This window comes from Cycloclasticus pugetii PS-1, assembly GCF_000384415.1.
Taxonomy (GTDB): Bacteria; Pseudomonadota; Gammaproteobacteria; order Methylococcales; family Cycloclasticaceae; genus Cycloclasticus; species Cycloclasticus pugetii.
In genome coordinates, this window is record NZ_ARVU01000001.1 from 1,130,861 (window position 1) to 1,150,095 (window position 19,235).

Sequence of the window (19,235 nt, forward strand, 5' to 3'; positions counted from 1 at the left end):
ATGCGTGAATTTTGCAGTATGAAAGGCTCTGGGGATATTCAAATCAACTTATTATTTAATGTACCCCAGTCATAGATGGGTGAATGAACTGAATAAAGTTGTTTATCAATAATTTAATGATACAGTTATATATAAATTCCCGCTGTTTTACTTAGTTTCAAGTTTCGGGCAATATACCAATAAATATTATTATTTTGGTAAAAGTGAAACTCCATATGAATGGTAGATAAGGACTATGTTGATTTAGAAAAAAGGAATATTTTCGATTTTATTAACTTGGAGCGTTCTTAATGAGACTAAGTACCCGTTTATCCATTATTGTTTTTAGCCTTGGCTTAACAATAACTGTACTTAATTTATATGCTGTAAGACATGAGGTCCTCCAACAGCAAACACACACACACAGAATATTTGCTGAAACGTTAGTTCGCACCATGGCGAGTGTGGTTGCCGATGATGTTATTACTGGAGATAAGGAGCAATTAACACAAATGCTGCAGGTTGCTCAAAACTACAAGAATAACTCGATTGAGTATTTGTATGTTATAGATAGGGAGGGTCATCTTTTTGCCCATTCATATGATACAGACTTCCCTAAATTTTTAAATAAACAGATTGCTAAGTACCCATCAACACTGAATGGTTCGAGACCAATTAATCTCGTTGCTCAATATAATATTGAAAATCGGGGGCTTATTTATGAATATGCTGTTGCACTAACTCCCAGCCTTTCGGGGCAAATGCACCTTGGATTAAACCAAACGAAAATTCAGGTAGCTGTTAATACGGCTAGTAAAAAAACACTCTTCTTCGGTATGGTGTTATCTATGCTATTTACATTGCTAGCATGGCTCGCTACTCGCTATGTAGTTCGTCCAATTGAACAAATTTCCACTACGTTACAGAATTATCAACCTGGGGGAAGTATCGACTTTTCATTTAAGCAATCAGACGCCCTAGATATTCAAACACTTAAGTACTCGTTAAAAGAAGCTTTCAATTCTCGTGATTACTATGAAAACCTTTTAAAGCAACGAGAACAAGACTTAGAGGTGACATTGAGTAGTATTGGAGATGCGGTTATTACTACTGATGAACAGGGACATGTGACTCGAATGAACCATGTTGCAGAAACGTTAACTGGCTGGTCAATAGAAGAAGCGCAAGGGCAGACAGTCAAAACAATTTTTCCTATTATCAATGCGTCTACAAAAGAGCCAATACCAAACCCTGTGGAAAAGGTACTCGAAACCGGTGAGACGGTTTATTTGAGTAACCATACGACCTTAATATCAAAAGAAGGTGATGAATATCAAATTGCAGACTCAGCAGCAGCTATTCGTGATGTAAATAATAATATTTTGGGCATGGTGTTAGTGTTTAATGATGTAACTGAGCAGTATGAGTTACGCCAAGCAGCGCTTCAAGCTCAACAGCAAGTTGAAAAAGCATTTAATGATATGCAGACGATGGTCGCTGTCCTAGATACTGATTTTAGAGTTACTTTTATCAATAATACGCCGCTAGAATCTCTCAGTCTTAAAGCAGAGGATGTTATTGGAAAAGAATTTTGGATGAATGAGTGGTTTTCATATGACTCTGCTCTTCAAAAGACTATTCAGAGTGATTGTATCGAAGCCTTTAATGGGCGAAAGACGCTACGCGATATTGAGATAATGACTAATAACGGTGTACTGGCTCTTCAGATAGGCTTTCACCCTATACGCGATGAGAATAATAGCGTCATTCAATTAGTCGCTGAAGGTGTTGATGTCAGTGTACGTAAGCATCTGGAAACTGAGATGCGTGCATCAATGCAGCACCTACAGCTATATCGCGAACAAACGCCATTGGCAGCTATAGAATGGAGCATCGATTTTGAGGTTGTTAATTGGAATAAAGCGGCAGAGTTAATGTTTGGTTACACACTCAAAGAAGTCGAAGGGCGTAACTTTTCCGACATGATATTACCAGAAAGTGCAGTGATAGATGTCGATAAAATATGGCAAGGCTTGATGACGAATACGGGTGGTGAAAACAGTAGGAATGAGAATGTTACAAAAGAAGGCAAGATCATCTTATGTGAGTGGTATAACAACCCGCTGATTAATGAGTCAGGTCAGGTGATTGGTGCAGTCTCGCTGGTTCGAGATATAACACACGAACATGCTTCGCAACAAGCATTGATGAAAAGTGAACAAGAGCAACGCGATATTCTGGACACACTCAGGGACGGCATTATTACGCTTAGTGAGACGGGGGTCATACAGTCCTTTAACCGCGCTGCCGAGCATTTATTTGGTGTAAGTAGCGTAGAAGCAATTGGTCAAAATATATCGATATTAGTACGTGAAAAAGATGAAGGTCAGCCTGAGGGTTATAGTCAAGCAAACGCCATGTGTCTTTTAGCTGGTTCTCGTGAAGCTGTTGGTGTATACAAAAAAAACACCACATTCCCTATGCGCCTTACCCTTGCAGAGTTGCCAGTTTCAGCTAATGGACAACACCGATTTGCCTGTTCATGCCAAGACTTAACTGAAATAAAGTCTCAGCAAGCTCAGATTCAACGGGCACAGAAAATGGATGCTTTAGGCAAACTGGTGGGTGGTATAGCGCACGATTACAATAATATGTTGGGGGTTATTTTAGGTTATACCAGTCTCATGGAAATGAAATTTTCCAATGTTAAAGGTTTGCAAAAATACATTGGAAATATAAGCCAGGCAGGGGAACGAGCAAGACAGTTGACTAAGCGGATGCTTGCTTTTTCTAAGCAAAAGAGCACAGAGGCTGAAGCCGAAGCGGTTGATGTTAATAGTCTAGTGGATGATCAAAAAGATCTAATTAACAAGTCACTAACAGCAATGATCACAGTTCATTACCAACTGTGTGACTCACTAGGGCTTATATGGATTGATAAAAGTGAACTTGAAGACACGTTGCTGAATTTAGTGATCAATGCTAAACATGCCATGCCAGATGGAGGGCAACTAACGGTTAGTACAGGTGCCGTGCACCTTTCTCAGATAGAGGCAGAGATGCTTGGATTAACTGAAAATGATTATATAACATTATCGGTTAAAGATAATGGCTGCGGAATAGATAAAGACATTGTAGATTTCATCTTTGACCCATTCTTTACGACGAAAGGTATTGATGGAACAGGGCTTGGTTTAAGCCAAGTATATGGTTTTGCAGGACGATCTGGCGGTACGATAAAAGTATATTCAGAAAAAGGCCTAGGCAGTGAGTTTACCTTATATTTCCCTCTGTATCGTGGTGAGGAAAGGAATGATACTGGCCCTATTGAAGTAAAACCATATCGTCAAGGTGAAGGGCAAGCAATTTTAGTCGTCGATGACGAACCTGCTTTACGAAAGCTAGCTCTAGAAATTTTAACGTTGGCTGGCTATCAAGTGTTGCTAGCAAGAAATGGTAACGAGGCTATAGAGATGTTAGCAACAACGAAATTTGACTTGGTTTTAAGTGATGTCATTATGCCTCAAATGGATGGTTATCAGCTTGCGAAGCATATCAAAGAAAATTATCCGAGTATTAAAGTTCAATTGGCTACGGGCTTTAGCAGTAATCGTCACTCAGCAATGAAAGATAAAAGTTTGCAGAACAACATGATGTATAAACCGTATCGTACAGGTGAATTGCTAAGGCGAGTTTCAACGTTGATCTATGGTAATGATGATGATTGAAGTTAAAAGTTATGAGCTATGGCATTGGGCTCCAGAGATGAGTGTAGGGATAGATGCTATTGATAAATATCACAAACGCTTATTTCAGTTATTTTATGAAGCTCATGTGATAGCCGAGAATGGGGGTGAGAGGGCGCTGCTAAATAAATTAGCAATGGGCCTTCTCCTATATGGAGAATCATATTTTACGCGTAAAGAAGCTATTATGCAGTCATTGAGTTACCCGTTTGCTGATAGTGAAGTCGCTCTTCACCAAATGATAAGTCAAGAATTACACCAGAAATTCAAAAATACCGTTAAAGCAAATGGGGACATTGCAGGGTTCATTGTGTATCTAAAAGACTGTTTTATAGAGTATCTAAATAAAACGAATCAACATATTAAGCGGTTTAGCAAGGAGCATGAACGAGAAATTGAAGACGCTCTAAATGTAGATGGGTTTCTTACGCTACCAGAGGAAATTATTATTTATGTGGTAGATGATGAGCCGCAACAAGTTGAAATGCTTAAAGAATTGATTGAGGTGGCTGGGTTTTCTGCAAAAGGTTTTACATCGGCAGTTGAGTTTATCAATCAGCCTGTTAGTAGTGATGATATTGTTGTGCTTGATTTAAATATGCCAGAAATGGATGGTATCGAAGTGATGAGGCACCTTCATGCAAAAGGAAGCGTGCCAAGTTATGTACTGATTAGTGGATTTGATGAGAAAGTGTTACATTCCGCTAGACAATTTGCTGATGCAAAAAAAGTGGTCGTTGCTAGAACATTAACAAAACCACTGGAGCCATATAGTTTTATTGATGAAATAAAGCAAATATATACCCATAAGAAGATCATGCTTGATAAAACTGACCTTTCTCCATTAATCTCAACATCTAGCACATCATTATTTACTCTGGCAGATTTACAGCACGCAATTGAGTCTCACTATTTGATTATTTTTTATCAACCACAGATTGAATTAAGGTCAGGGAAAGTAGTTGGTTTTGAAGCATTAGTTCGTTTGCAACACCCCGAGCGTGGCATGATATTTCCGGATCAATTTATAGGTCTAGCAGAACAAAATAATCTGATTTCAAGTATTACCAATGAAGTGATAGATTTGGTCATCACTGATTACGGCTTATTTTGTGAAAAAGGTATTGAACCAAACATTTCAATTAACATTTCTGCACAAGATTTATTGGATTTATCTTTACCAGAGCAATTAAGTACGAGGCTAGCTAATGTTGGTATCCCAACAGGAGCCATTACTTTTGAGTTAACAGAATCAGCAGTTTTAACATCTATTTCTGACTCGCTAGATATTATGAATAGACTCCGAATGAAAGGCTTTGCCTTATCAATTGATGATTTTGGAACAGGTCACTCATCACTTGTGCAACTTTACCAAGCACCCTTTACAGAGCTGAAAATTGACCGTAGCTTTGTGATGAAAATGTTAGACGATGACGAAGCAATGTCTATCGTCAAAGTTTGCATTTACCTTGCTAAAGAATTAAAAATGGAAACGGTTGCTGAAGGTGTTGAAACAGAGGAGATATGGAATAAACTAAAGGAGCTAGGCTGTGACATTGCGCAAGGCTTCTACCGCGCAAAACCAATGTCATTAAAAGCGTGTTGTGATTGGTTAACGACAGAGTTTAATATCAAGAGTTAGTGTGAACCATGTATAGCGGCTTGATAGCAAAAACAATTCGAACATAATGATATGAAACCGAAAGAAAGTCTCTATAAGGTTTAACTAAAAATGTAAATAATAAGCGCCTTTAAAAGGTTTGAGGTTAGCAGAAATTTGTACGAAGGAGCATTTTTGAAAAATGGACCAATCCGCTGGTTTGTTAGATAAAAAGGCGCTGTTAAAACAGCGCCTTTTTATGGCTTTAGCGTTGCATAGCTTAGTGATTATCACACTCTGCTAGGAAGGTTAGCAGCTCTTCCCTGTATTTATAATAATCAGGGTGCGATACCAGTGCCTTACGTGTTCGAGGACGTGGTAAATCCACTTTCATAATTTTACCAACCTTAGCATTAGGTCCATTGGTCATCATCACAACACGATCAGCCAGTAAAATAGCTTCATCAACATCGTGTGTCACCATAATGGCAGTGACTTTAGTCCGTGTCCAAACTTCCATTAACACCTCTTGAAGCTCCCACCTTGTTAAAGAATCTAACATACCAAATGGTTCATCGAGTAACAGTAATTTAGGGGAGAGGGCGAAGGCACGTGAAATACCGACACGCTGTTTCATACCATTTGAAAGTTCAGCGGCTTTCTTATTGAAGGCTTCACTTAAGCCCACTTTACTTAAATAGTACTCAACAATGCTATTTCGTTCTGCTGGGGTGCAATGCGGATAAACTCGCTCGACGCCTAAAGCAACATTTTCTTTCGCGCTTAGCCAAGGAAAAAGGCTAGGGGCTTGGAAAACAACTGCCCTGTCAGGGCCCGCGGCACTGACTTCTTTCTTGTCCAAAACAATACCGCCATCGCTAATGTCGGTTAACCCAGCGGTCATAGACAATACAGTCGATTTGCCACAACCGGAATGGCCAATAATTGAAATAAACTCGCCTTTTTCTATATTTAGTTCAAATTTATCGACTACTGTTAAGGGACCTTTCGGTGTTGGGTAGACCTTGGTTAAATTGAAATACTCTAGGTATTTTTTATCACCCATATTATTTGAATAAGGTTTCAGTGCATCAGGCTTCTCGTCGTCACTAAGACCAAAGTCACTGGCTGTATTAGGCTGGACATTGGGTAATTGATAAACATTACTTGTTGAATCAGCACTATCACCGATGCCGACACTCATTAAATATTGAGTAATATCACTGCGTAATTTTTTAAAATTTTCATCATGGTTCATGGCTGTTCTATCGCGCGGCCTTGGCAGATCAACAATGAATTCGGGACCAAACGTAGCATTTGGCCCCGGGTTTAATGGAATAATCCGGTCGGCCATTATCAACCCTTCATCTACATCATTCGTGATGAGTACCACGGTTTTTTTCTCTTGTTCCCAAATTCTAATGATTTCATCTTGTAGGTTCGCGCGCGTCAATGCATCTAGTGCGCTGAGTGGCTCATCTAATAATAAAACATGTGGGCTTGCCGCCAAAGCTCGTGCAACATTAACACGTTGTCGCATACCACCAGATAGTTCAGAAGGGTGCCTATGCGTCGCATGCGACAATCCCACCATATTGATGTATTTTTCTATGCGTTCTGTTCGTTCAGAAGCAGAAAGATCACTAAAGACAGAATCAACAGCTAATGCAACGTTTCCAAAAACAGTTAACCAAGGCATTAAGGAGTAGCTCTGAAAGACAACACCGCGTTCTGAACTGGGGCCAGTAACTTTTTTACCTTCCATTGTCACTTCACCACTATCAGGTTTAATTAAACCTGCAATAGTGGAGATAAGGGTAGTTTTACCTGTGCCCGAGAATCCAACAATGGCAACAAATTCACCTTCTTTAATATCAAGGTTAATATTGCTCAGAACGTCACTTTTATTGTGACCACTGCCGTAGGATTTACTAATATTTTTAAGTGCTAAAAATGACATATCTTTTCTCCTACATTGCGTCGCCGTATGAAAAATATTTTTGCAGCGTCAACATGATACGATCGAGCATAAAACCGATAATACCGATAGTAAACACAGCAACCATAATTTTTCCTAACGATTGAGAACTGCCATTTTGGAATTCATCCCAGACAAATTTACCTAAACCTGGGTTTTGCGCTAGCATTTCTGCAGCAATTAATACCATCCAACCGACACCAAGTGATAGACGTAAGCCTGTAAAAATTAATGGCAGCGAACTAGGTAAAACAATTTTAGTGACTGTTTTCCACCACCCGAGTTGTAAAACCTTTGAGACATTCATTAAGTCTTTATCAATAGTAGATACGCCGACGGCTGTATTAATTAGAGTTGGCCATAATGAGCACAATGTTACTGTGATGGCCGATACAAGAAAGGACTTGCTAAATGTAGCGTCCCCCTCAACCACATACAGTGCACTAACAATAAGTGTGACTATAGGTAACCAAGCCAATGGAGAAACAGGTTTAAATATTTGAATAATCGGGTTAATGGCAGCATTAAAAGCAGGGCTTAATCCGCAAATAACACCCAGTGGAATAGCCACAACAGAGGCTAATAAAAAGCCTGCGAAAACAGTCCATAAACTGGTCATAATTTGTTGCGGATAGGTTGCTTTGCCAGTGTAATCACGAATTTTAATAACCGCATCTGGGTTCTTTTCAAGCTTTTTAGCATTACGAACTTCCTGACGTTTGTAAAAAGCGACTTCTTTTTCTTTCTCTTTGTAGTGGTCGGCGGCAAGGCTTTTTGTTTCTTGCCATACCGCAGCAGGGCCAGGAATAGCGCCTAGGCTCGTTTGAATTTTCGCAGCGCCCCAGTCCCAAAACCCAATAAATATCAACATGGCTAATACTGGCACACCAATAACTTTTATCGCTTCTTTTAGCTGTACAACAGGGTCTTCACCAGCCAACATTTTTACGATGGGTATAAACCAAGTAAAGCCAATTAGTTCTAAAAAATTATTAATTTTTACGGAAATTTTAACGCCTTCATTGGCGACCTTTTTTTCAGGCTTATTGGCAACAGACTCTGGTGAGTCTGCTGATGAACTTGTAGTGTTACTCGCTTCTTGATTTTTCATATTTTTATCTTCTAATGCTGTATCAACAGGCATAGTGTTACCTCTAGTTTTTTTGTTAAATAGGTACCCGCATCATCACGGGTACCTATCATTGTCATACCGTTATTTACTTAACAGTGTCTTTTCCTTTTAAACCAATGTTGAACTTCTCTAGGTAAGCATTGGGTGTGCGGCCATCAAAGGTGATGTTATCGATAAAGTGAGTTTGTGGTTCGCGGTAACCATCGGTATCCCAAGGCATATCTGCTTTAGAAATTTTCCCTTCTTCTAACAACTCTTTAGCGGCTACTAAATAAATGTCTGGACGGTAGACTTTTTTTGCAATGTCGTGGAACCATTGATCTGATTTTTCGTCGGTAATTTGACCCCAGCGACGCATTTGGGTTAAGTACCAAATAGCATCTGAATAATAAGGGTAGGTAGCAAAGTAGCGGTAGAAAACGTTGAAGTCTGGTAAGTCACGTTTATCGCCTTTTTCATACTCAAATGTGCCTGTCATGCTGTTAGCGATCACATCGTAGTCAGCACCAACATATTCAGATTGAGACAGAATTTTTACCGCTTCTGGACGGTTTGCATCGTTGTTAGCATCTAACCATTGCGCTGCACGAATTAATGCTTTAATAACGGCTTTATGTGTATTGGGGTTCTTTTCTGCCCACTCTGCACTAACGCCAAATACTTTTTCTGGGTTATTTTTCCAAATTTCATAATCTGTCACAACAGGAACGCCAATACCTTTAAAGACGGCTTGCTGGTTCCAAGGTTCCCCAACGCAATAGCCATAAATAGTACCGGCTTCAAGCGTTGAAGGCATTTGAGGAGGAGGGGTAACCGATAATAAAGCATCCGCATCAATTTGACCGGTGATATCCGTTTTTGAATAATAGCCCGGGTGGATTCCGCCTGCAGCTAACCAATAACGTAGCTCATAATTATGTGTTGATACGGGGAAAACCATGCCCATATTAAAAGGCTTACCTTCAGATTTATATCGATCAACAACTGGCTTCAGTGCGGTCGCACTAATAGGGTGCACTGGCTTACCATCAGCACCTTTGGGGATATTAGGTTTCATTTCTGCCCAAATATCATTTGAAACAGTAATCGCATTACCATTTAAATCCATACTAAAGGCAGTAATAATATCCGCTTTAGTGCCAAAACCTATGGTTGCACCAAGTGGTTGCCCGGCAAGCATATGTGCACCGTCTAGCTCGCCATCAATCACACGGTCAAGTAACACCTTCCAATTCGCTTGCGGTTCAATGGTGACATACAGGCCTTCATCTTCAAAAAAACCTTTTTCATAGGCAACCGCTAACGGTGCCATATCTGTTAATTTGATAAAACCAAACTTAAGTTCATCTTTTTCAAGTTCTTCAACGGCATGTGCAGCCGTTAAACTACCTGCCATTGTTAACGCTAAACCAGCCAGACAGCTTTTAAACATGCCTCCAATGTTTCGTTTACTGAAAGTCTTACGATTTTTTTTCATTTTTTTTCCTGTTTACGTTTATAAAATGCAAAAAAACGCCCGCCAATTATTTTCGTTTTAAAGAAAACAAGCTAGCAGACGTCTTTGTCTTGTGACCTTAAAAGGTCTATTAAGTTTTAAGCCCCAAGTTCGGGGGTGGTACTATTCGTTAGAAATTAAAAAGCAATACCTATGCCAATATTTCACTTGCTGAGATTATGCTTTCTGCTAGATCTACCATTTTGATATTTTTATTCATCGCCATTTTACGCATTGCTTTATAAGCTTCATTTTCACTAATTTTAGAGCGTTGCATAATAATGCCTTTTGCTTTATCGATAATCTTACGTTCACTTAAGGTATTTTTCGTTCGCTCTAACTCTTCTTTAATAAGCTGTTGCTCGTTAAAACGAAAACAAGCGGTATCAATAATAGACACAATACGTTTGGCCTGAAGGCCATCTACAATATAAGCACTTACACCTACTTTAATGGCTGCTTGAATAACATCTCTACTGTCTTCGTAGGTAAAGACAATAACCGGAATAGGGTTTTGCACGTTAATTTGTTGTATACAACTAAATAATTGATCAAAACGTTTTTCCGTTACTGCCATCACAATATCTATAGAGCCAGTAAGAGCAGCACGACTAATGTCGCTTAACTGGGATGTAACGGCTGTTACCTCGTAAATAGAGTCAGATAAATGCCCCTGAACATCTAGGAGGTCATCAGCCGTTGTATTAAATAATAGGATTCTAGGTTTCATTAAGTGTCGATTAATGCTTCTTTAAAAAAAGGCTTATACCAATGCCATGACTAGAATTTTGCGCTTACAAAAGCCCACAATTTAGTCGTATCAACGGCTGTTGGGCCGATATTTAAAGCATTATTGTCAGCATTGTAATCTGCATACTTGAGACCAACGGTGTAGTTTTTACCTACTTTTTTAGTAGCCATCAAATCAAACTCAGTACCGTAATCGTAGCTATTATTATCTGAACTAAAGTCATGATAAGCTGCTACAAATTTTATGCCATAAGCAGTCGTCACAGCTGTTAAGTAAATATCTTCAACACCATCACCTGGGGTTACTAAGAATTTATCCGCCCAGCCTTGGTAAGCGTGATTTGTTCCAAGAATTGTTACAAAACGGTCAGCGCCGCCATTACCTTCTTGTAATTCATAACTGGCTTTTAACAATAGCATGTTGATAGGCCCATTAAATGATATTTTTGTGCCGAGTTCAGCCAAAATATAATCAGCATCTATTGAGTTAGGGTTATCAGCGGCATCTGATTGGGTGGCGTATTCAGCTGTATAAATAACCTTAGTCGCATCACTGATAGGCTTAGCACCGCTAAGTCTTAGACCATATGTATTGGTTGAAAAAGCATCTGCATTTTCAAAGTCATATAAATATGCATAAGCTTCAATTTTTGCAGCTTTAAAACCACTATATTGGATATTAAATAAATGTGAATCACTGTCAAAATTATCAAGTGGTTCAGGCGCATCTTCACCAAAGATACGATTTACATTCCATACATAAGCATAATTAATGGTTGTATCACTAAGCGACTGATTAGAAATAGAGAATGCATCCAGTGTTTGCCAATTTTGACGCCAAGCAACCGTACCGATATGCCGATGAAAGGGTGCACCACGATATGTCAATGCTTGTCGCCCCAATTTTACAGACATGTCTTCAAGCCCTGTGTAAAACAAGTAACCTTGATTAAGCTCTGTTTCATTAGGATCAGCAATAACAGGGTATTTAGCACCTTTGGCTTGAGATGGATGCGCATAATTGTTACTAAATAAGCTATGAACACTTTCTACTTCACCAAAAAGCCCAAACCCATAATACGTTCCTGTTTTATAGGCCGCCGTTAATCTAGCGGTATAAGCGTTTGCTTCTTCAGATAAGTTTTCTTGATCGACATTTTCATAACGTAGTCTAGCGCTGTAACTGGCTTTACCACTGGATAGGGCATTTAATATAGATTCCTCCGCCTGCGCTAAAGGAGCTGTTGTCATTAGTATCGTGCTAGCAATAGCGCCTACTATGATAGGGTTTGAGTGACTTTTTTTGTTGCTTTTCATATTAACTCTCTACGTTAAATTTTTTTAAAAAAACATAAAACCTAAAGCAACCAACACGAATATACCGAGTTAGCGCCTTTGCTTTATAAATTAAGGTGTTCATGACTGCGCCGTTACAGTGTGTTATGACTTAATCGAAAGAAATAACAGCTACAAGTAGTGCAATGGTTATGCCAAGTTTAATTTATTGGCAATACAGTGATTGGTAGAGGCTTATGAGGCAAATAAATGCTGCGTCGCATCCTTTAGGTGCTGATATGATAGATAGGCACTAAAATGGTGCGAATGAGAATTAAGCTTGTTAGCCTTAGTCTACTAGGCGAATTGAGCCATTAACATTGACTTGGATAGTTGACGTGTTCTGTTGTAAGTTAGCAGGAGCAGCTTCATCAGTTGCACTGCTTGAAAGCATTCTTGATTTGGCGTAATACACTGGGCGATGCTGATTGTTCGAATGGATATTAATTTGATGAACAATATACTTATTTTTATCGAACTCGTTAGTGATCGTTTGTGCTTGCGCCTTAAAGTCTGCAATAGCTTGTTTTGTTAATAATTGTTTAGTGGCATTTAATTTTTCTTCTGAGACTTGGTAGCGCAAGGATTTAATTAGTAATTCTTTTTGTAATAAGCCAATCAGCTTGCCTAAGTGCTCACTGTCTTTACTTTCTAGCGTTATAGTTTGAATACCACGCCAAGCTTTAAAAATACGTTTGTTATAAAGTTGATGAGATGTGTATTGCCCACCTTTAACTTTAACGGTTTTAAAGGGGGCGGCTGTTTTAAGAGCCCAAGACATTTTTTGGTTGATTTGTTCAGCCAAAACAGCGGGGTCGTAATGTTCAGCTTCAACAGCAATACTGGCCAGCATCGTATCGGTTTCAACCTCTAAACTAGCAGAAGCTTGTAAATTAACAACTCCATCAAACGGTTTATCATGAGCCATTAGAGGGCTGGTTAAAAATATTAAATTAAACAACAAAATCCATTTATTCATCTTTAACTCATTATTTTATTGGGGTGTAACTTACTATACGGGCCTAAGCTGAATACTATCTTAATGGTTATCTAGTCGGTTTAAACCATTTAAAGCAGCCACTCGATAAGCCTCAGCCATTGTTGGGTAGTTAAAGGTTGTATTAGTAAAATACAGCAGGGTATTTGCTTCGCCTTTTTGCGACATAATCGCCTGCCCAATATGTATAATTTCAGCCGCTTGGTCACCAAAGCAGTGCACACCTAATATTTGTAATGTTTCTGAGTGAAAAATTATTTTTAATAAACCCTGAGTTTCACCAGAAATTTGCGCTCTTGCCAGTGAATCGAAACGTGAATAACCGGTTTCATAAGGTACTTTTTGCTCGGTCAATTCTTTTTCTGTGTAGCCAACTGAACTAATTTCCGGATTAGTATAAATACCTGTTGGAATGTCTTTAACCAGAGTAGCGTCACAAAACCCATCAACGATATGGGTTGCGGCAAAACGGCCTTGATCATAAGCGGCGCTGGCTAAACTTGGATAGCCAATAAAATCTCCAACCGCATAAATATGTTCTTTACCTTCCACTTGGTAATTCTCGTTAACATTAATTTGACCGCGAGAGTTAGGGGTGATGCCGACTTTGTCTAATGCTAGGTCATCAAAGTTACCGGTCCTACCATTGGCCCATAGAAAAATATCAGTTTTGATCTTTTTTCCTGAAACCAATTGGGTAACAACGCTTTTATCGTCAGGTATTATTGAATCGTATTCTTCACTAGAACGGATAACAACACCCTGGTTTCGCATATCATGACTTAAGGCATGTACGATTTCTTCATCTAAAAAGGCCAGCAAAGTAGAGTGCGTATTAATAAGGTTAACTTTAACCCCTAACCCTTGAAAGATAGAAGCATATTCGGAACCAATAACGCCCGCTCCATAGATTGTAATTGAGCGTGGTGTGAAGTCTAAATCTAAAATAGTATCGCTATCAAAAACATTATGATGATTAAAATCCACATCATCAGGACGATAGGGGTGAGAGCCAGGCGCCAACACAAACACCTTGGCAGTTATTTTTTTTACTTTACCACCGGCATTAGGTTTAACCTGCATTGTATTTTCATCAACAAAACTAGCTGTGCCGTATAGCAAGTCAAGATTGTTGCGTTCATAAAAGCCATCTCGCATATCAACCTGTTTTTTTATTACGTCGGTAGCAGAACTTAAAAGTTGAGGAAACGTTAAGTGAAGTCGGCCACCGCAGGCTTCTTTAAACCATCTATTGCGATTAAATTGAATAACACGCTGAACCGCTTGACGTAATGCTTTTGAGGGAATTGTTCCCCAATGAGTACAGCCACCGCCAACCTCTTTATATTTTTCTATGATGGCAACTTTTTTACCTTCTTTACAAGCCTTCATTGCGGCGCCTTCACCTCCTGGGCCTGTGCCTACAACAATTACATCATAGTCATATGTACTCATTAATTGCTCTCATAATTATTTATAAACGTCTGAGCAAGTATACAACAGATACGATAAAATCTGCTTTTCGCCAAGAGTATTTATTCATGCCTGATTTTTTTAATTCGCTCGAAAATGCCTTATTGAGCTCATCGGTTAACGAAACGATTGAGATGACACGGCAAGCTTTTGAGTTGTGCCATCAAAATAGCTCTTTTATTGAGCCAGTAAACCGCATTATTAAACCAATAGACCTCGTACGTTTTCCTGACAAGCCCATCTGTGTTGCACCCAGAGATTTACCACGAAGGCGGCTAGGAACAGAAGCAGGCAAGCGCTCATTTATACACGCTATCGCACACATAGAGTTTAATGCGATTAAATTAGCCCTAGATATTGCTTATCGTTTTAAAGGTATGCCGGCACAGTTTTATAAAGACTGGGTCTATGTTGCTAATGATGAATGTAAGCACTTTCAATTACTATGCAATCATTTAGCGACCTATGATTGTCAATATGGTGACAATCCATCGCATGATGGTTTATGGAGTATGGCCGTTAAAACAGACGATAATTTACTTGCTCGTTTATCATTGGTTCCACGTTACCTAGAAGCTCGTGGACTTGATGTTACCCCAGCCATGTTGGAAAAACTATATACCCAAAAAGACATGGACACAGCGGCCATTTTAGAAATTATTTTAGAAGATGAAGTAACACATGTTGAATTTGGTACAAAATGGCTAGATTTTGTTTGTGAAAACGAAGGAGTCGAGCGTGAAGATGTGTTTTTCGAACATGTTGAACGCTTATTAAAAGGTCAAATACTCGGCCCATTTAATAAGCCTTTACGGCTCCGGGCGGGTTTTACGCCCAGTGAGTTGTTAGAGCTTGAACGCCTTGATAAACGTAAATTAAAGCAAACATAATATTCAGAACTAGCTACGTTAAGACTAAGAAAGTTCGATGAGCTGATAACCGTCTTCACTCCAGTCGAGAACACTGCCGCTATGATCCCACTCTGCTAAAACAAAACGTTCAATCTCTTCCCCGTCCGCAATATGCGAGTGAATATCTGGCCTGTGTGTATGCCCGTGAATAAGACGTTTCACCTGATGTTTTTTAACATAATTTACAACGGTAGAGGCATTAACATCCATAATCTCCATCGACTTGTTTGCTTTATTTAAATGACTTTCTTGCCGGTAGTGTTGAGCCATCGCCAAGCGTTCTTGAAGAGGTTTAGATAAAATGCTTTGTTGCCATTCAGGCGTGTGCGTTAAGTCTCGAAATTTTTGGTATTCGACATCATCACTACACAACAGGTCGCCGTGCATTAATAAGGTACTCGTGCCAAATAAATCAATAATATATTCGTCTTCTAAGCTGACCACCTGAGTATCAGCAAAAAACTTTTTACCGACCAAGAAGTCTCTATTGCCCGCCAAAAAGTACACCTTAACTCCCTTGGAAGTAACTTTGGCTAAGTGTGTTTTAACTGCTTCACTAGGCGGGGTTGGGTCATCGTCACCAACCCATACGTCAAACAAGTCGCCCAAAATATATAAAGCTGACACATCACTACTTAAGGACTCAAGATAGGCTAAAAATCGCTGCGTATTTTCAGGCCTATCTTGGGTAAGGTGTAAGTCAGAAATAAAATGTATGTGCTGAGTCACGAATTACTTAATAACCTCAGCTTTCTCAATAATGACAGTTTCTTGAGGAACATCCGTTGGGAACATACCACCAGAGCCAGTAGGAATAGCGGCCATTTTATCAACAACATCCATACCGTCAGTTACTTTGCCAAAAACAGCATATCCCCAACCTTGTTGTGTTTTTGAACTGTGGTTTAAAAAGTCATTGTCAGCCAAGTTAATAAAAAATTGTCCTGTTGCTGAGTGCGGGTCACCTGTTCGTGCCATTGCAATCGTGCCACGGTCGTTAGCTAAACCATTATCGGCTTCATTTTGTATAGCACTGTTGGTTTCTTTCTGTGCAAAATCAGCGGTAAAACCACCGCCTTGTGCCATAAAGTTAGGAATGATTCGGTGAAAAATAACGCCTTCATAAAAACCTTCTTCAACGTAAGTGACAAAGTTTTTAACAGTATTAGGTGCTTTTTCGGCATCCAACTCTAGAGTAATATCGCCTTGGTTTGTGGTTAGTTTAATAGTTGTCATGCTCATATTTTTATCCGTTGCGTAAGTTGCAGTTGCGAAAAGTAGGGCGCTAGCAATAGATACCTTTAAAAATTGGATTAACTTTTTGGTCATCAGTAAAACTCCTACAATAAATTAAGCTGTGTATCTTATCTTCTTAGCTGGTTTTGATAAAGCTCACACATTCGTTATTTTAAAAACTCGAGCTTTAAGCAAAACAGGGCGGCTTAATATGATTAATATCGCATGCTAATCATGCCGAGATTCAATGAATCGGTTATTATTCGCCCTTAAATAATGTTGGTTATAAAAATGAGCGCACTAAAAATACACAATACCTTAACAAAGCAGAAAGAAACTTTTGTTCCAATCAACAAAGGAGAGGTTAATTTATACGTATGCGGTATGACCGTTTATGATTTTTGCCATATCGGACATGCGCGAGTTATGGTCGTTTTTGATGTTGTTTCAAGGTACTTAAAGTACTTAGGGTATAACGTTAAGTATGTGCGCAATATTACTGATATTGATGATAAAATTATTACCAGATCGATTGAATCGGGTGAGGATTTCAAGCAATTAACTAAGCGCTTTATCGATGAGATGCATCAAGACGAAGCTTCATTAAACGTCCTTTCTCCCGACATCGAACCGTTAGCAACCGACTCGATGGAGGCTATTATTACTATGATCGAACAGTTGATTGCTAATGATAATGCCTATGTTGGGCCAAATAATGATGTGTATTATTGCGTTGAATCGTTTGAGAACTATGGCCAATTATCAGGCCGAAAACTAGATGATATGAATGCAGGAGAGCGGGTAGATGTTGATAGCAGTAAACGCAACCCCTTTGATTTTGTTTTATGGAAGTCTGCTAAGCCTGACGAGCCTTCATGGTCATCGCCTTGGGGTAATGGTCGGCCTGGATGGCATATAGAGTGCTCTGCAATGGCAACGTGTTGCCTTGGAAACCATTTTGATATTCATGGAGGTGGAATGGATTTACAGTTTCCTCACCATGAAAATGAAATTGCTCAATCAGAAGCAGCAACAGGTGAAAAATACGTTAATACTTGGATGCACAATGGTTTTGTGCGCATTGATGATGAAAAAATGTCCAAATCGCTAGGTAACTTTTTCACCGTTCGAGATGTGTTGAAAAAATACCGCGGGGAAGAAATTCGCTTTTTCGTGCTATCAAGCCATTACCGCAGCCCATTGAATTATTCAGACGATCAGTTAAATGAGTCACGTTCCGCATTAGAACGGCTTTATACAGCGCTACGTGATGTCACGCCTGTAAAAAATGAGGTTAAATCAACGTATATCGAACAATTTGAAAACGCGATGAACGATGATTTTAATACTGCAAAAGCCATTGCCGTACTGTTCGAATGCGCAAACGAATTAAATAAATTAAAACATACACAACCTGAGCAGGCGGCAAAAACCGCAGCTGACTTATTAACTATGGCCGAACCGCTGGGTCTTTTGAGCCAAGACCCGGATCTGTTTTTAAAATCAATGGCGGGGCAGGATGCCAGTATCAGTAATGAAGAGATAGAAGCTCAAATTAATCAGCGTCTTGAAGCTAAAGCGAATAAGAACTGGAGCTTAGCTGATCAAATTCGCGATAGCTTAAAAGAACAAGGCGTTATTTTAGAAGATAAGGGGCCTGAAACAACTTGGCGCAGGGGTTAACTGCTTTGTAACTCAGCTGCTTGTAAGGTGTTTTCAAGTAAAGAAGCGATGGTCATTGGGCCAACACCACCTGGTACGGGTGTTATCCAACTTGCTTTTTTTGAAGCCGTTTCATAATCAACATCCCCAACCAGCTTACCTGACTCTAGACGGTTAATACCGACATCAATAACCACAGCGCCTGGTTTAACCCAGTCACCCTTTACAAAACTTGGAATCCCAACCGCGGCAATAATAATATCTGCACGTTTAACATGCGCCTCAAGATCAACTGTACGACTGTGACAAGTGGTTACGGTACAACGAGCCATTAATAATTCTAATGAAACAGGCCGACCCACAATATTAGAGGCGCCAATAACAACAGCTTCTTTGCCCTCAAGGGCAAGCCCAGTGCTTTTAAGTAAGGTCATAATGCCTTTAGGTGTACAAGACCTTAAAACAGGCATACGAAGCGCTAAGCGACCTATATTATAAGGATGGAAGCCATCTACATCTTTAAGCGGGTCAATCGCTTCGATGATTCTTTCCTCATTAATATGCTCCGGTAACGGTAGCTGGACAAGAATCCCGTTAATAGCCGAATTATTATTTAGGTCATCAATTAAATTAAGGAGCTCCTCCTCAGTAACACCATAAGGAAAGGTCTTTGATAAAGAATAGAAGCCGACTTCTTCACAGGCATTACATTTATTACGTACATAAACTTCAGAAGCAGGGTTTTCACCTACCAAAATGACCGCTAAACCGGGTTTTGATAAACCACGAGAAATTCGACCGTCTGTTTGTTTTTTTATTGCAGCTCTTAGTTCAGCTGAGATTTTTTTTCCATCAATCGTTTGAAATGTCATATTTTTTAAATTTTTTAAGGTTCTTTGTTAAATTTGTTAAAGAAGCGTTGACCAAAATTACCGTGTGCC

General features: G+C 39.4%; 14 protein-coding genes. 4 read left to right on the forward strand and 10 right to left on the reverse strand.

All coding sequences use genetic code 11. The features are described from left to right. Nucleotides 1–290 precede the first annotated feature (290 nt). Nucleotides 291–3,707: a PAS domain-containing hybrid sensor histidine kinase/response regulator gene (locus CYCPU_RS0105475; RefSeq protein ID WP_016390723.1), complete on the forward strand. Its 3,417-nt coding sequence runs from the start codon at nucleotides 291–293 to the stop codon at nucleotides 3,705–3,707. Beyond that, complete coding sequence (locus tag CYCPU_RS0105480; protein ID WP_020162132.1) at nucleotides 3,694–5,367, forward strand: EAL domain-containing protein; 1,674 nt, start codon at nucleotides 3,694–3,696, stop codon at nucleotides 5,365–5,367. The genes CYCPU_RS0105475 and CYCPU_RS0105480 overlap by 14 nt, the downstream gene beginning before the upstream one ends. A gap of 238 nt (nucleotides 5,368–5,605) precedes the next feature. Here the strand turns inward: CYCPU_RS0105480 and CYCPU_RS0105490 are convergent, their stop codons facing one another. From CYCPU_RS0105490 to sthA, 7 genes are all read right to left on the reverse strand, one after another. Beyond that, nucleotides 5,606–7,285: an ABC transporter ATP-binding protein gene (locus tag CYCPU_RS0105490; protein ID WP_016390721.1), complete on the reverse strand. Its 1,680-nt coding sequence runs from the start codon at nucleotides 7,283–7,285 to the stop codon at nucleotides 5,606–5,608. A gap of 10 nt (nucleotides 7,286–7,295) precedes the next feature. Then, nucleotides 7,296–8,447 carry an ABC transporter permease gene (locus CYCPU_RS0105495; protein ID WP_016390720.1) on the reverse strand — a complete coding sequence of 384 codons (1,152 nt, stop codon included), beginning with the start codon at nucleotides 8,445–8,447 and terminating at the stop codon, nucleotides 7,296–7,298. Between the two features lie 73 nt (nucleotides 8,448–8,520). Continuing rightward, nucleotides 8,521–9,912, reverse strand: a complete 1,392-nt coding sequence (locus tag CYCPU_RS0105500) for a CmpA/NrtA family ABC transporter substrate-binding protein (protein ID WP_020162133.1) — start codon at nucleotides 9,910–9,912, stop codon at nucleotides 8,521–8,523. A 169-nt stretch (nucleotides 9,913–10,081) separates the two neighbouring features. Beyond that, nucleotides 10,082–10,660 (reverse strand): ANTAR domain-containing response regulator, encoded by a 579-nt coding sequence (locus CYCPU_RS0105505; RefSeq protein ID WP_015005908.1) that lies wholly within the window; start codon nucleotides 10,658–10,660, stop codon nucleotides 10,082–10,084. A 50-nt stretch (nucleotides 10,661–10,710) separates the two neighbouring features. Continuing rightward, entirely contained in the window at nucleotides 10,711–11,931 is a 1,221-nt protein-coding gene (locus CYCPU_RS0105510) for a hypothetical protein (RefSeq protein WP_232228592.1), read from the reverse strand. 373 nt (nucleotides 11,932–12,304) lie between these two features. Continuing rightward, a complete protein-coding gene (locus CYCPU_RS0105515; protein ID WP_016390718.1) occupies nucleotides 12,305–12,994 on the reverse strand; it encodes an SIMPL domain-containing protein in 690 nt (229 codons plus the stop codon). Nucleotides 12,995–13,054: 60 nt separating this feature from the next. Then, nucleotides 13,055–14,467: a Si-specific NAD(P)(+) transhydrogenase gene (gene sthA / locus CYCPU_RS0105520; protein ID WP_015005911.1), complete on the reverse strand. Its 1,413-nt coding sequence runs from the start codon at nucleotides 14,465–14,467 to the stop codon at nucleotides 13,055–13,057. A gap of 86 nt (nucleotides 14,468–14,553) precedes the next feature. Between sthA and CYCPU_RS0105525 the strand changes: the two genes are divergently transcribed. Further along, nucleotides 14,554–15,375, forward strand: coding sequence for a ferritin-like domain-containing protein (locus CYCPU_RS0105525; RefSeq protein ID WP_020162134.1), 822 nt, complete (start codon nucleotides 14,554–14,556; stop codon nucleotides 15,373–15,375). Between the two features lie 24 nt (nucleotides 15,376–15,399). Here the strand turns inward: CYCPU_RS0105525 and CYCPU_RS0105530 are convergent, their stop codons facing one another. Together CYCPU_RS0105530 and CYCPU_RS0105535 are read right to left on the reverse strand one after the other, a co-directional pair. Continuing rightward, nucleotides 15,400–16,125 (reverse strand): UDP-2,3-diacylglucosamine diphosphatase, encoded by a 726-nt coding sequence (locus tag CYCPU_RS0105530; RefSeq protein ID WP_016390716.1) that lies wholly within the window; start codon nucleotides 16,123–16,125, stop codon nucleotides 15,400–15,402. Between the two features lie 3 nt (nucleotides 16,126–16,128). After that, nucleotides 16,129–16,725 (reverse strand): peptidylprolyl isomerase, encoded by a 597-nt coding sequence (locus CYCPU_RS0105535; RefSeq protein WP_015005914.1) that lies wholly within the window; start codon nucleotides 16,723–16,725, stop codon nucleotides 16,129–16,131. 198 nt (nucleotides 16,726–16,923) lie between these two features. On the opposite strand from CYCPU_RS0105535, the gene cysS reads away from it, so the two are divergent. Beyond that, entirely contained in the window at nucleotides 16,924–18,315 is a 1,392-nt protein-coding gene (gene cysS, locus CYCPU_RS0105540; RefSeq protein WP_020162135.1) for a cysteine--tRNA ligase, read from the forward strand. Here cysS and folD read toward each other — a convergent pair. Next, nucleotides 18,312–19,166: a bifunctional methylenetetrahydrofolate dehydrogenase/methenyltetrahydrofolate cyclohydrolase FolD gene (gene folD, locus CYCPU_RS0105545; RefSeq protein ID WP_016390713.1), complete on the reverse strand. Its 855-nt coding sequence runs from the start codon at nucleotides 19,164–19,166 to the stop codon at nucleotides 18,312–18,314. The two genes, cysS and folD, sit on opposite strands and share 4 nt — an antisense overlap. Nucleotides 19,167–19,235 lie beyond the last annotated feature (69 nt).